This is a genomic window from Flavobacterium anhuiense (assembly GCF_001705175.1).
GTDB lineage: Bacteria > Bacteroidota > Bacteroidia > Flavobacteriales > Flavobacteriaceae > Flavobacterium > Flavobacterium anhuiense.
This window is the reverse complement of record NZ_CP016907.1, coordinates 3448587-3461877: the sequence shown is the minus strand read 5'-3', so window position 1 is coordinate 3461877 and position 13291 is coordinate 3448587. Positions and strand designations below refer to the sequence as shown.

At 32.4% G+C, this 13291-nt stretch carries 14 protein-coding genes and 1 other RNA gene; 6 read left to right on the top strand and 9 right to left on the bottom strand.

From position 1 onward, the window contains the following. Positions 1-11: 11 nt before the first annotated feature. The 3 genes from BB050_RS15180 to BB050_RS15170 all read right to left on the bottom strand — a co-directional run bounded on the left by BB050_RS15180 (position 12) and on the right by BB050_RS15170 (position 3170). Positions 12-575: a helix-turn-helix domain-containing protein gene (locus BB050_RS15180; RefSeq protein WP_066034121.1), complete on the bottom strand. Its 564-nt coding sequence runs from the start codon at positions 573-575 to the stop codon at positions 12-14. A gap of 137 nt (positions 576-712) precedes the next feature. Continuing rightward, entirely contained in the window at positions 713-1543 is an 831-nt protein-coding gene (gene ygiD, locus BB050_RS15175) for a 4,5-DOPA-extradiol-dioxygenase (protein ID WP_066034120.1), read from the bottom strand. 217 nt (positions 1544-1760) lie between these two features. Further along, entirely contained in the window at positions 1761-3170 is a 1410-nt protein-coding gene (locus tag BB050_RS15170) for an ATP-dependent DNA helicase (protein ID WP_066034119.1), read from the bottom strand. 315 nt (positions 3171-3485) lie between these two features. Between BB050_RS15170 and BB050_RS15160 the strand changes: the two genes are divergently transcribed. Both BB050_RS15160 and BB050_RS15155 read left to right on the top strand, forming a co-directional pair. Then, the gene (locus BB050_RS15160; RefSeq protein WP_035691950.1) at positions 3486-4307 is read left to right on the top strand and encodes a DUF3822 family protein; all 822 of its coding nucleotides are present in this window, start codon (positions 3486-3488) and stop codon (positions 4305-4307) included. Further along, a complete protein-coding gene (locus tag BB050_RS15155) occupies positions 4304-4909 on the top strand; it encodes an RsmD family RNA methyltransferase (protein WP_008467905.1) in 606 nt (201 codons plus the stop codon). Before BB050_RS15160 ends, BB050_RS15155 begins: the two co-directional genes overlap by 4 nt. Before the next feature lie 129 nt (positions 4910-5038). Here the strand turns inward: BB050_RS15155 and BB050_RS15150 are convergent, their stop codons facing one another. Beyond that, entirely contained in the window at positions 5039-7153 is a 2115-nt protein-coding gene (locus BB050_RS15150) for a TonB-dependent receptor domain-containing protein (RefSeq protein WP_066034117.1), read from the bottom strand. Between the two features lie 132 nt (positions 7154-7285). On the opposite strand from BB050_RS15150, the gene BB050_RS15145 reads away from it, so the two are divergent. The 3 genes from BB050_RS15145 (at position 7286) to BB050_RS15135 (ending at position 9632) form a co-directional block, all read left to right on the top strand. Beyond that, positions 7286-8644 carry a sensor histidine kinase gene (locus BB050_RS15145; RefSeq protein WP_066034116.1) on the top strand — a complete coding sequence of 453 codons (1359 nt, stop codon included), beginning with the start codon at positions 7286-7288 and terminating at the stop codon, positions 8642-8644. Between the two features lie 10 nt (positions 8645-8654). Next, a complete protein-coding gene (locus BB050_RS15140) occupies positions 8655-9341 on the top strand; it encodes a response regulator transcription factor (protein ID WP_008467910.1) in 687 nt (228 codons plus the stop codon). Between the two features lie 96 nt (positions 9342-9437). Next, entirely contained in the window at positions 9438-9632 is a 195-nt protein-coding gene (locus BB050_RS15135) for a hypothetical protein (protein ID WP_008467912.1), read from the top strand. 66 nt (positions 9633-9698) lie between these two features. Here BB050_RS15135 and BB050_RS15130 read toward each other — a convergent pair whose 3' ends face one another. Both BB050_RS15130 and rnpB read right to left on the bottom strand, forming a co-directional pair. After that, positions 9699-10949: a cation:dicarboxylate symporter family transporter gene (locus BB050_RS15130; RefSeq protein WP_066034115.1), complete on the bottom strand. Its 1251-nt coding sequence runs from the start codon at positions 10947-10949 to the stop codon at positions 9699-9701. A gap of 30 nt (positions 10950-10979) precedes the next feature. Then, an RNA gene (gene rnpB / locus BB050_RS15125) (RNase P RNA component class A) lies at positions 10980-11322 on the bottom strand. 125 nt (positions 11323-11447) lie between these two features. On the opposite strand from rnpB, the gene BB050_RS15120 reads away from it, so the two are divergent. Then, complete coding sequence (locus BB050_RS15120) at positions 11448-11741, top strand: SH3 domain-containing protein (RefSeq protein ID WP_008467915.1); 294 nt, start codon at positions 11448-11450, stop codon at positions 11739-11741. A gap of 101 nt (positions 11742-11842) precedes the next feature. Here BB050_RS15120 and BB050_RS15115 read toward each other — a convergent pair whose 3' ends face one another. The 3 genes from BB050_RS15115 to BB050_RS15105 form a co-directional block, all read right to left on the bottom strand. Then, positions 11843-12214: a LysM peptidoglycan-binding domain-containing protein gene (locus BB050_RS15115; protein ID WP_066034114.1), complete on the bottom strand. Its 372-nt coding sequence runs from the start codon at positions 12212-12214 to the stop codon at positions 11843-11845. Positions 12215-12221: 7 nt separating this feature from the next. Then, the gene (locus BB050_RS15110) at positions 12222-12701 is read right to left on the bottom strand and encodes a BON domain-containing protein (protein WP_066034113.1); all 480 of its coding nucleotides are present in this window, start codon (positions 12699-12701) and stop codon (positions 12222-12224) included. Between the two features lie 186 nt (positions 12702-12887). Then, the gene (locus tag BB050_RS15105; protein WP_066034112.1) at positions 12888-13283 is read right to left on the bottom strand and encodes an NIPSNAP family protein; all 396 of its coding nucleotides are present in this window, start codon (positions 13281-13283) and stop codon (positions 12888-12890) included. Between the last annotated feature and the right edge of the window lie 8 nt (positions 13284-13291).

The window sequence follows — 13291 nt, the reverse complement described above, 5'->3', positions numbered from 1 at the left end:
TTATCCTGATCTTACTTAATTATTCTTATCAGATTTGGATATAGATTGATGCTCATTTTTTTGCTTGTTTTAATTGCAAAAAATATTGGCAAAGCTATATTCAAAATATAAAATGCTATAAAAATATATAAAAGCATTAAAGATTGACCGTAATGCATAATTTTAGAAACAGCAAAAACTGTTATTACAATAAAAGTAAAAATCGACCAAACTATTTGATAGTTGAGCAGATTTGCTCCAATTTCTTTTAGTCCGATAATTTTATCTTTTTTCGCAATCCATAAAATAAGAGGCAAAATAATATTTCCGACAGGAATTGCGAGAAATACTAATACTGAAAGATGAAAAACGATCAAATAGCTTTTGTCTTCATGCTTTCCATAATCTAAAACATCTTCAGCATTTATATCTAAAACTTCACAAATCAGATTCAAGGTTTTCCCACGTGGTTCGTTTTCGTCATTTTCAATGCGCTGAATCGTTCTTAAATTTACTTTTGAAGTTTCGGCTAATTCTTCTTGAGAAAGACCTTTTTTCTTTCTTATTTCTTTTATCTTTTTTCCAATTTCGTTCATAATCAATTTTGATTTATTATTTCGACAAAACTACTTTTGAAAAGTTGATTTTGATAACGGTTTGTTTGCGACATTTTAACGACATTCTTGTCAAAATACTGATTTTCTTGATTATAAAAATTATTACGTAAAGTTGATTACATGATTTTTACCGAAGTCATACTTAAAGACCCTGCCAATAATTTATCATTAAACAAATCCAATTCATCCGTTTTATCTTTTAAACCTAAAGTATACAACAACGGAAGATAATGTTCTGGAGTTGGAACCGCCAATTGAACCGCTTTATTTAGTTTTTCAAAATCAATTAAAGGCTGAAAATTTCCATCCAATAAATAATTATTTACGGTTTCTCGCGCTTCAATTGCCCAATCATAACCGTAATTGTCTTTATCAAAATTTCTAAAATCGACCATTCTAAGATTATGAACAATATTGCCGCTTCCGATAATTAAAACGCCTTTGTAGCGAAGTGCCTGCAGTTTTTGAGCCAATTCAAAATGATATTGTCCCGATTTGGTATAATCAATACTCAACTGAATAACAGGGACATCTGCGTTTGGATATAAATGTTTAATTACGCTCCAAGCGCCATGATCTAATCCCCAATGCTCGTCTAATTCGACCATAACGGGATCTAAGATCTTTTTAGTTTCAACTGCCAATTCTGGACTTCCTTTTGCTGGATACTGAACATCAAAAAGTGCTTGCGGAAAACCTCCAAAATCATGAATGGTTCTTGGCATTTCCATTGCCGTTACTTTTGTTCCTTTTGTAAACCAATGTGCAGAAACGCATAAAATAGCATTGGGTTGTGGCAGTGTTTTAGCCAAATTACGAAAACCAGTCACAAACTGATTTTCTTCAATAGCATTCATTGGGCTGCCGTGCCCTAAAAATAGAACCGGCATTTTATCTGTATTCGAAAACGTAGATGAAATCGAATGTAAGTCGTTTAGTGTTGTCATTTTTATTTTTTTTCTGCCACAGATTAAAAAGTTTTTTTTGAATACGGTTAAATTTCTCTCGCAGATTTTGCAGATTGAGCAGATTATTTGATTGCGTTTTTTAAATTGACAATCTGCTCAATCTGCAAAATCTGCGTGAAACAAAAATTAAGCATCCCAGCATTTTAACTTAAAACGAGAAAAATCTGCAAAAATCCTTTTAATCTGTGGCAAACCATTACTCCTCAAAACTATCGTCCTTAAATCCAATCAAATATAGCTTATTTTTGGCACGTGTCATAGCGGTGTAAAGCCATCTAATGTAATCAGTATCAATTCCGTTTGGTAAAAATGGCTGTTCGATAAATACAGTATTCCATTGTCCACCTTGCGATTTATGACAGGTTATTGCGTATGAAAATTTAACTTGAAGTCCGTTGAAATATTCGTTTTCTTTTACCTTTTGAAATCTCTTGTATTTGGTTGGCTCGTCTTCATAATCTTTCATCACTTCTTCGTATAGACGATTTGATTCTTCATACGTTAAAGAAGGCGATTCGCTGGTTAAAGTATCTAGAATTAAAACCGTTTCAAAAGGCTTTTGTTCTGGATAATCGACCATTCTGATTTTTACTTTCGCAAACTTAAATCCGTACAATTCTTTTATTCCGAAAAGCTCCAGAACTTCAATAATATCTCCGTTGGCAATAAATCCAGCTTCGTCAGTTTCTTTCAGCCAGAAATAATTATTCTTAACTACCATTAAGAAATCACCAACCGAAAGTTCGCTTTCTTTAAATAAAATACGACTTCTGATTTGCTCGTTGTACTGATTTGCTCTTTTATTAGAACGAACAATAAAAGCAGTATCTTCAATACTATAATTGCTGTAAGCCGAATTTATCGCATCTTGAATATCATAACCATCCGTCAAGCGAACAATATCTTTAAACTTCTTTACATTAAATCGAAATTCGGTAATGAAGCTCTCTTTAAGCAATTCTCGCAGTTCTGTCGCATTATATAGAATCCCAGAACTTTCTTCCTGACGCATTACCTCATCCAATTCGATATGATCAATTTCCTTACTGTAATGAAAACCCAAAGTATCAATATCCAAAGCTGGACTAACATCCAAATTTACTGGCGGAAGCTGGGCCGTATCTCCCAAAAGTATCATTTTACAGTTTTGTCCTGAATACACATAATTGATCAAATCGTCTAAAAGTGAACCGCTGTCTAAAGTACTGTCTGAAATCATCGAGGCCTCATCGACGATAAAAATGGTGTTTTTATGTTTGTTGACTTGTTTGGTAAATGCTACTCCACCTCCAGAAGATTTCTTCGGAAAATATATTTTTTTATGAATCGTAAAAGCTGGATTATTAGAATAATTGGCAATTACTTTTGCCGCGCGTCCAGTTGGCGCCAATAAAACGTACTTTTTATTGATATCGTCTAAATTATTGACAATAGTAGAAATAACGGTTGTTTTTCCAGTTCCGGCATATCCTTTCAAAACAAAAATCGTGTCGTTTTGAGGTTCAGTCAGGAAGATTGCAATTTTCTGAAAAAAAATATCCTGCTTATAGGTTGGAGGAAAAGGAAATCGTTTTTGTAAAATACCGTAAAACTGTGCAGAATTCATAAAATAAAATTGAAATACAAAGATCGTTTTTTTTAATGGCAATGACAAAAATCAATTTCAATGACAAAATCAAGTTTAATATGAAAATTAAAAACAATCTCAAACTTAAATTTTAATCACATACTTAAATAACTGATAATAAACAAAATGATAACATTCTGGTAACTTTTTTGCAATATTAAATTTTGAAATTGCATGTTGATTAAGTCTTTTTCATTGATATTGAAATTGACATTGTTATTTTTTTTATTTGTAAGTTTGTGGTCGCTTAAATTCTTTCTTGATTTAAAACAGGTAACGAATTGTAAATCAACTATGTCATTACAAAATACTAACATTACTTCAAAAAATTACAGAAAACTTTCAATTCAGGTTTCCCTGACTGGATTTTCATATTGCTGTTTTGATACTTTAAACAATGTCATTACTTCTTTCAAAGAAATAAAGTTTGACACCACTAGCAAAACAAGCCGAATTGAAGATTTATTCAGCAATGCTTTTAAGGTTAATCCTGAATTAAAAGAAACTTACGACGAAGTAATGGTTATCCATAATAACAATCTTTCTACGTTTGTTCCAACTGCTTTATTTGATGAGAATTATTTAGGAAGTTACCTTCAATACACTACAAAAGTATTTGAAACAGATCACTTTACTTTTGATCAAATTCCTAATTATCAAATGAATTCTGTTTATATTCCGTATGTGAATATCAACAATTTCCTGATTGACAATGTAGGATCTTTTGATTCTAAACACGCCAATACGATTTTGGTCGAAAAAATTCTGGACAATTCACGAAACAATGACGACAAAAAAATGATTGTGAATTTTAATCCTGGTAATTTTGAAATTATCGTGGTGCAGAATCAAAAACTTTTATTGTTTAATACGTTCGAATACAATACCCCAGAAGATTTTATCTACTACATTTTATTTACGGCTGAGCAAATGAGCATGAATCCTGAAAGTTTCAAATTAGAATTATTGGGAACCATTTCAGAAAACGATCCATTTTATGCTATAGCTTACAAATACGTGCGCCATATTTCTTTTATGGATGTCTCAAACCTAAAAGAAAGAAACAGCTTTACAACCGCTCAAAATCAAAAACATTATATCTTATTTCAATCATGAGAATCATTTCAGGAAAATATAAAGGACGCAGAATTTTTCCGCCAAAAAATCTACCTGTGAGACCAACGACTGATATGAGTAAAGAAGCATTGTTTAATGTTTTGAATAATCATTTTCATTTTGACAGCTTGAAGGTTTTAGATCTTTTTTCAGGAACGGGAAATATCAGCTATGAATTTGCTTCACGCGGAAGCGCACCAATCACCTCTGTTGATGGCGATTTCGGATGCGTAAAATTCATCAAGCAAGTTTCATCAGAATATGATTTTGATATTGCTGCAACCAAAAGTGATGTTTTTAAATTTTTAGAAAACTGCAAAACTACGTATGACATTATATTCGCAGACCCGCCTTACGGATTGGATCAGGCGACTTTTGAGAAAATTGTTCTGACTGTTTTTGAAAGGGATTTGTTGGAAGATGATGGAATGATGATTATCGAGCATTCAAAATATACCAAATTGGATCATATGAGTAATTTTTCGTTTCAGAAAAGCTACGGCGGTTCTTATTTTAGTTTTTTCGAACTAAATTCAACCGATGATGACGAAGAATTACCACATGATGATTCTAAAAAAGAATCTGAAGAAGACGAAGGATAAATTAAAAAATATCCCATTTTTAAAATTCCAATTTCAACTTTTAAAATTAAAAATCTCAATTCCAAATTCCAATTTTCTCCCTGATGTCGAGACTGGAATTTGGAATTTTTATTTTTGAAATTTCAAATCTTATCTGATTCGGTTTTCGTTTTCATTAACGCTTTTTTCTTTGAATTCAGAATCTTTAATCTTCCCGAAAGAATAACGAAGCGTTAGAGAAACTTCGTTTGCATCAACTAAATATCTGGCTCTAGAACTTATCGTATTAATTGTAAATCTTTCGGTATAAATAGTGTTTTTAAAAATATCATTGTAGTTCAACGTACAATTCCAGTTCTTGCCAAATGTTTTTGCAAGAGACAAATCGAAAATCAACTTAGCATTTCTTTCAAAAACTCCTTCTTTTTGTTTGGTTGCTCCCCAAAAAGAGAGAACAAACGTGAAATCTTTGGGTAATTTAAATGTATTATTTGAATAGTAATACAAATATGTTCTAGATGAATTGAATACTGCCGATTGGTCTTCAATTTTATTAGTTGCAAAAATTAAAGAATTGGTATTGGTCCAAATTTTATAAGTAAATGGCAGGGTAAATTCAATATTATAACCCGATTCTTTCTGAAAGTTTTTCTCAGTAAAAGTCAAAACATTTCCTTGACTGTCAAAAACAAAATCTTGGTAAACAGGATTTTTATTCTGGTATAAAGTAAATTTTAAAGATTTATCATAATACTGAAAAGCAGTAGAAATTACATCCATAAATGTCGGCCCCAAATTGATGTTGCTTCCATAAATAAAATACGGATTTATATATGTTGCAATCATACTCAAAGAAGAATAATTGGGTCTTGAAACACTTTTAGAATAATCGAAACTTATAGATTTTGTGCTGTCTATTGAAAAAGAAAACTGTGCCTTTGGAAACATTTTAGTGTAATTTTTATCAATCATGACATTACTCTCCGTACTGTATTTTCCGCTTACATTAGTGTTTTCTAGTCGCAATCCTATTGAGAAATCGATCTTCTTGATTTTTCCTGATAGTTGAGAATAAGCCGCTAAATTTTCTTCTTTAAAATTATAACTGAAAACTGTATTTTCATTTTTCTGATAATCAAAAACATCATAATCTGATCGTGATTTTGCAGCCGAATAAAGTCCGCCGTATTCCCAGTTTATTTCATTTTTGAACTTTTTTTCTAAATCAATTCTTCCTGAAAAAACATCGACATTAAACTTTTGATCGCGGTTTTGAGATAACTCCAATGCATTTTCATTAAAACTATTTTGAACCAAACTCCACAAATGCTGATTAAAATTTGACACTTGAAAACCAGTAAACAATTTAGTATCAATGGCTTTTATTTTCTTTGAATAATTTACAACTGAATTGATAAAATTCTTGTCACTAGCATTATCACTGAAAGTAAAAACATTATTTATTTCATCTTGAGTCTGATTAAATGTAAATGTGTTAATGTCGAAAGTATCGCTTTGCCTTTTGCCATTTACATTGATAGACAAATAATCTTCTTCATTTATTTTGTAAAATATACCTGCGCCAAAAACATATTGATTTCTGTAAGTAGTAGCAGAAACATCATAATCTGAAATAATAGATGTTTGCGGAATCTGGTATGCAATACTGTGATTTTCCCAAGGATTTAAACGGTTGTAATTAAAATTGGCTTTCCATTCCAGTTTGTTTTTTTTGAAACTGGAATTGAATCCTAAATAATTATTGAAATTCTTTTTAAACGAAGCCGTTTCAGAAATATCAGTTTTAAAACCTTCTTTTCGGCTTAGTTTTCTAGTAATTAAAATTACTGCCCGACCCTCTGCTTCATATTTTGAAGACGGGTTTTGAATGATTTCAATTGTTTTAATATCGTTCACAGAGAGAGAGTTCAGTTCGTTTATTCCCACTCTCTGATTATCAATATAAATCAACGGCATCCCTTTTCCAACTACAGATATATTTTCACGATCTGAGCTTACTAGAACATTTGGCAATTTTGAAAGCAAATCGACTGGATTTGGAATGGAATTGTAAACCGAATTGGCAACATCGACTTTTATATTTCCGTTTGAATTTGTAAACGTCTTTTTCTCTTTATTGATTACTATTTCATCCAATTGATTTGTAAGCGAATCTTTTGGCGTTACACTCTGGGCATTAGCAACATAGGAAAGACCAAAAAATAAAAGTGTAATAAGAAGTTTTAAGGGCAGATAAATATTCATTTTAAATTGATTAGTGTTGCTGCAAAAATGCTTTGAAAACCTAATTCCGAAAGTTAATCGTAGGTTAATGCAGGGTTAATCTGCCATTTGTATGGTAAAAGCTGTATTTTTGAAACAGAATTCCAAAGAGATATGAAACAAAGAATCAATTTACTAATCGCATTTTCTGTCATCGCATTAATTGTGCTTATGACTGTACAATGTTATTTAGTAAAAACAGCCTACGAATACAAAGTGGCGCAGTTTCATACACAGATTAAAAATGAAATTGCTCAGATTTCTAATAACTATAGCGATATTGATTCGGCTTTTGTAGCAAAAAAAGAAGCGCTTTACAAAAGTCTTTCTGAAAAATACATAAAAGGAAAAAACACCAAATTGGATATCAAAATTGGTGTTTTACAAAACGAATATCAGAGTGCCATAACACAAGAAATTCAGCGAAAATTTGAAAGGGATTTGCCTAATTTCAAGATTGATTTTGCCATTGTACTCAACAAATTCATTTTGTACAAAAACGCTCAAAAAGCAGATACCATTTTCTCAGAAAAGCCTTTTATTCAAAACAAACTATACGGAAATCTTGCTTCTTTAAATCATGCTTTTTTAGTGAGAAATTATGTTGGAACGACCAACGGAACTTTTGAAAATCAGGAATATCAATTGCTGACAGAAGATTCAATGTACGTTTCTGTAATGGATTGGGAAATGATTATTTTGAGACGAATGACTTTTATTTTGATTCTATCTTTATTATCCATTCTAACTTTAATTACGCTTTTTGTCATTGCCTTAAAAGCTTTGATTAAACAGAAAAAAGTCAGCGACGTTAAAACCGATTTCATCAATAATATCACACACGAACTTAAAACGCCTTTGGCAACTTTAGGAATTTCGACAAAGATTTTAGCGCAGAAGAATATTCGTGACAACGACGAAAATTTCAATGCAATTGTGAGTACAATTTCACGCCAAAACAATCGCCTTCAGAATTTGATTGATCAGGTTATGGCAAATTCTTTGGCTGAAAATGAACTTGAATTGCAGAAAGAAAAAATAGAAGCCGAAGACTTCCTGCTTTCTATCGCAAATGATTTTAAGATTGCTTTCCCTAAAATTATTTTGAAAACCGATTTTCAGACTGAAAAAACAATTTTGGTTTTGGATAAATTCCATTTGACAACCGCTTTTTTAAATGTTTTGGAAAATGCTGTAAAATACGGTTCGAGCACGATTACTGTAAAAACCAGAATTGTAGAAAAGCAATTTTCTGTAAGTTTTGAAGACGACGGAATTGGAATTGCCAAAAACAAACAAGCCTTCCTTTTTGAGAAATTTTATCGTGTCGAACAAGGAAATCTGCACAATACTAAAGGCTTAGGTTTAGGATTATATTATGTGCATCAAATCGTAAAAGCGCATCAAGGTTCTGTAAACGTTATTAGCGATTTAGGAAAAGGCGCTCAGTTTACTATTTTATTAAAAGTTTAATTCCCTTATTTTGAAAAGATTACTTTTAGCCGAAGACGATTTTGATTTTGCGGCGATTTTAAAACAGTATTTAGAACTGCATCAATTTGAAGTAATTTGGGCAGAAAACGGCGAAATAGCTTTAGACTATTTTAAAAATCAGGTTTTTGATATTTGCATTTTTGATGTCATGATGCCTAAAATGGACGGATTCTCATTGGCCGAAAAAATAATTACCATCAATCCAGAAATTCCTTTTATTTTTCTAACGGCGAGAAAGCTTAAAGAAGACAAAATCATCGGTCTAAAACTTGGTGCAGACGACTATATCGCAAAACCTTTTGAAGTTGATGAGTTGGTTCTTCGTTTGCAGAATATCCTAAAAAGAATCGAGCAAAAAAGAAGTCTGGATGGAAATAATATAATCGAAATTGGTTCGTATATTTTTGATAACGAACGCTTAACGCTAAACAATAAAAATCACGTCCAGCAACTTACAGAAATGGAAGCTTCTCTTATCGAATATTTATATTTGAATCATAATCAACTCTTAAAAAGAGATCAGATTTTAATGTCGATCTGGAAAAAAGATGATTATTTCTCAGGAAGAAGCATGGATGTTTTTATCAGCAGGCTTAGAAAATACTTTAATTCAGATCCTAAAATTAAAATTGAAAGTGTTCGAAATATCGGATTGGAATTTAAAATAGAAAAATAAGTTCTGAAAATCATATAATTTTTCATAAGCAATTGTATAACAGCAATTAACTCATGAAAATTTAACTTTGTTAGAGAACTTTTAAATCTAACAATTATGAACCTAAAAAGATTTTTCGGCGGATTGCTAACAATCCTCGGAATAGTAGGACTTATTTATACTGCCGTTATTTTTGCCGGCACATCTGGAGAAACCAGAGATATCAAATCGCTTATTATTTACGGAATATTAGGAATTGTCTTTTTCATGTCGGGCATTAGTTTGGTGAGAACAACTAAAGATGAATCTTAATTCTAAGTTACAAAGTAACAAAGTGGCAAAGTTTTAAATTCTTTGTCACTCTTCTTTGTTACTCTGTCACTCCGCAACTTTATTACTCAAATCCAAATCAGTAAAATCTCTTTCGGTTTTAGAAATTATTATCGTTGCGACTGTGTTTCCTATTAAATTGGTAATCGCTCTCGCTTCGCTCATAAATTTATCTACACCCAATAAAAATGCTAACCCTTCAACTGGTATTTTATGCAATGCCGTTAAGGTTGATGCTAAAACAATAAATCCGCTTCCCGTGACGCCTGCCGCGCCTTTTGAAGTAATCATCAGAATTCCGATAACGGTCAGGATTTCGAAGAAACTCAAATGCACATCATATAATTGCGCAATAAACAGCACCGACATCGAAAGGTAAATTGAAGTTCCGTCCAGATTAAAAGAATAACCAGTCGGAATCACCAAACCCACAACCGATTTACTGCATCCCATTCTTTCTAGTTTTACCATAATACTTGGCAGAGCAGCCTCAGAAGATGAAGTTCCGAGAACTAGTAAAAGTTCTTCTTTGATATATTTTAAAATTGAAAGTATGCTGATTTTATAATATTTCAATATGCTTCCCAAAACCAAAAAGACAAATAATGCCATGGTCAAATAAACGCAAAGCATCAATTTGCCAAGCGGAATCAAAGTTGCGAGACCGAATTTCCCGATTGTGTACGCCATTCCTCCAAAAGCGCCAATTGGAGCGAGATACATTACATATTTTAATCCGAAGAAAACCACCTTAGAAAATCGTTCTAGAACCAAAATCGTCTGCTCTCTTTTCTGATAAAAATTCAATGCAATTCCGCAGATAATAGCCGCTAACAAAACCTGCAGCGTAAAATTGGACAAAAAGAACTGCAACCAAGAAAAATCCTTTGCTGCGCCATTTGTATATTGGCTTGCATCGCCAAAAGTCAATCCCGATTTATCAATTTTTCCAGGTTTAAATAAATAAGCGACTGCTACACCAATTGCAAGAGCAACGGTCGAAACCACTTCAAAGTAAGTTAAAGCTTTAACCCCGATACGTCCTACTTTTTTCAGATTTCCCATTCCTGAAATTCCCAAAACAATCGTTAGAAAGATAATCGGACCAATAAAAAGCGAAATAAGCTGAATAAACTTCTTGCCTAGAAATTCCATTTTTACACCATTTTCAGGAGAAAAATGTCCAAGTAAAACACCCGAAATAATAGCAATTAAAACCCAAAAAGTAAGATTGGTTACAACAGTTCTAAAAAGACTTTTTTTTGCTTTTGAAGATGGATTTGGAGTGGTAATATTCATGAAAGTAAGTTAGATAGTTCACAAATATATAAAAAATGCAGACCTATAAGCCGGATTCTGTTCTCGCCTTATTTTGCAACAAGACAATACCTTATCATTTATCTAGATCCACCATTACTGATGGACTCAATCTACCTACCCTTCGGCAACGAACGAGAAGCCCTTAAATGCCGATATACTTGGTATTTCACCGCATAGAGTTTACCTGGTTTCACTACAGCATTACCTGTACATACTTTCTGCTGCACTTGTCCTAATCCTCTCGTTCCAAAAAACGAGAGAACCGACGGGCGTTACCCGCTATGCCTCTCTATGGTGTCCGGACTTTCCTCCCCTCCGATAAAATCGGAACGACGATAAGGCGGTCTGCGCTGCAAAAGTAGCGATTTAAGAACTAACAATAATGATTTTAAATTTCAGATTTTATGAATTTTATCATAACTTTTTAATTTTAAAATAGTTATCTTTAGAAATCTATAATTTTAAATTCAGTTTATCATGAAAAGAATGTATCATTACGCAACTGTTTCAAAAGCTTTAGATCAATTGAATGAAAAAGGATTTACGTGCGATTTTAATCGAAATGCTGATGCGATTAAAAAGAATCCTGAGAAATTTGAAATTGTTCATGTGTATCGATACGAGGGTGAGTCAGACCCAGCAGATGAGGCAGTTGTATACGGAATTAAGTCGACTTCGGGCAAAAAAGGAGTTTATGTTGCTGGTTTCTCAGCCGATTCAGACCAGGAAACAGCAAAGTTTTTATTTGATTTAAGCATTAGAGGACGGTAATTTTAAAATCCAATCCAGAGCTTGAAAATAAAAAAATCCAAATTCCAATTGTATTAATACACATCTGGAATTTGGATTTTTTTTATTGGAATTTGCCAATTTTAGGGTGTTGGAATTTTCAATTTCCAACCTGGCTGAATTAAATCGGGATTTGAAATGATGTCTTTATTGGCTTCAAAAATATCTTGCCAGGAAACTCCATACGCTTTTCCAATCTTCGAAAGAGAATCTCCTATTTCGACTGTATATTCTCTAGAAACACCTTCCTCAACTTCAATATTCATTACCACATCAGCCGATCTATATTCTGGATCGAGTTTTTCATAAGCATTCCAAAGCTTATTTTTATCTGCAGCAGATTTTGCTGTCCCATCAATATAAAGCACATTATCTTGTTCTCTTACCTGTAAATTTTCGATTCCTAATTCAGATGCTAAATCGATTACTTCTCTGTATTTATCCTGTATACTCATGATATCCTTATTTAATAGTTAATTTATTGTCTACTTTTTTCGGATGCAATTCTTGTATACTTTGCATTAAAGGCTGTAATTTGTCTTTTTTAATTTCACCTGAAAGCGTGACAACACCGCCAACAACAGTAGCGCTAACGCCGTCGTAAGCATCTACAACTTTGCTAACCGATTTATCTAAATCGGCATCAGAATTAATAACAACAGTAGCCGCAGCTGGCTCTTGATTGGCTCTTGCCAATTCGCAGGTATTTATTACAGATTTTACCCCTTTGGTTGCTCGTACGCTTTTTTCAATATTTTTCTTGAAAATTTCGTCTTCGCAAGTTCCCGCTATTGTTGCAACGCCATCATGTACAGCAACTTGTATCGTTGCAACGTCACCGAGTTTTTCTCTAATTGCTGCTTCAATATCAGCATCGCTAGGTTTGCATGATACCAGAGCAATACTAAGGCTCATTCCTAATAAAATGGATCTCATTTTCATAATACTCTCTTTTAATAATTTACATTTTTAAAATTAAAAAGATTAAGCATCAAAAGATTATAGGATGTTACTGTGAGTTTTATAAGTTTTTCAGTTAATTGAATTTTGCTCTTTTCTTAAAAGAGGCACATAAAAAAAACTCAAATTTTTCAATTTAAGGTTAAAATAAATTCAATCTATAAAACTCTAATTAGGCGAATAATCAAGTTTAGTCAAGACCCTATCTTCTATATTCCCTAGTACATCGCCATATTTTTCGGTATATAGTTTTTTGATATCGATCCATTCTTGGTCTTTTCTAAAATCTTCCCAAGCTTTTTTCATCGTTACTTCATTTGGCCATTCTAGAAAATAGACAAACTCCGTTTTCTTATCTGATTTTGATTCGTAAATCGAAATAATCTTAAAGTTGTATTTCTTCATAATACGCATAGCATGATCGCGAAAACGTTCGTGAAACTCTTTTTTATTACTTTCAAAAATCTCATAGATTCGCAATTGATAAATTGGACTCGTTCGAGTTTTTTGCGCTTTTACAGTAAATGCCGCAAGTAAAACTAATAGTAGAAAATACTTCTTCATACCTTATA

Coding starts and splice junctions, on each gene's coding strand:
- BB050_RS15180 (WP_066034121.1), bottom strand. CDS start 575: ATGAACGAAATTGGAAAAAAGATAAAAGAAATAAGAAAGAAAAAAGGT.
- ygiD (WP_066034120.1), bottom strand. CDS start 1,543: ATGACAACACTAAACGACTTACATTCGATTTCATCTACGTTTTCGAAT.
- BB050_RS15170 (WP_066034119.1), bottom strand. CDS start 3,170: ATGAATTCTGCACAGTTTTACGGTATTTTACAAAAACGATTTCCTTTT.
- BB050_RS15160 (WP_035691950.1), top strand. CDS start 3,486: ATGTCATTACAAAATACTAACATTACTTCAAAAAATTACAGAAAACTT.
- BB050_RS15155 (WP_008467905.1), top strand. CDS start 4,304: ATGAGAATCATTTCAGGAAAATATAAAGGACGCAGAATTTTTCCGCCA.
- BB050_RS15150 (WP_066034117.1), bottom strand. CDS start 7,153: ATGAATATTTATCTGCCCTTAAAACTTCTTATTACACTTTTATTTTTT.
- BB050_RS15145 (WP_066034116.1), top strand. CDS start 7,286: ATGAAACAAAGAATCAATTTACTAATCGCATTTTCTGTCATCGCATTA.
- BB050_RS15135 (WP_008467912.1), top strand. CDS start 9,438: ATGAACCTAAAAAGATTTTTCGGCGGATTGCTAACAATCCTCGGAATA.
- BB050_RS15130 (WP_066034115.1), bottom strand. CDS start 10,949: ATGAATATTACCACTCCAAATCCATCTTCAAAAGCAAAAAAAAGTCTT.
- BB050_RS15120 (WP_008467915.1), top strand. CDS start 11,448: ATGAAAAGAATGTATCATTACGCAACTGTTTCAAAAGCTTTAGATCAA.
- BB050_RS15115 (WP_066034114.1), bottom strand. CDS start 12,214: ATGAGTATACAGGATAAATACAGAGAAGTAATCGATTTAGCATCTGAA.
- BB050_RS15110 (WP_066034113.1), bottom strand. CDS start 12,701: ATGAAAATGAGATCCATTTTATTAGGAATGAGCCTTAGTATTGCTCTG.
- BB050_RS15105 (WP_066034112.1), bottom strand. CDS start 13,283: ATGAAGAAGTATTTTCTACTATTAGTTTTACTTGCGGCATTTACTGTA.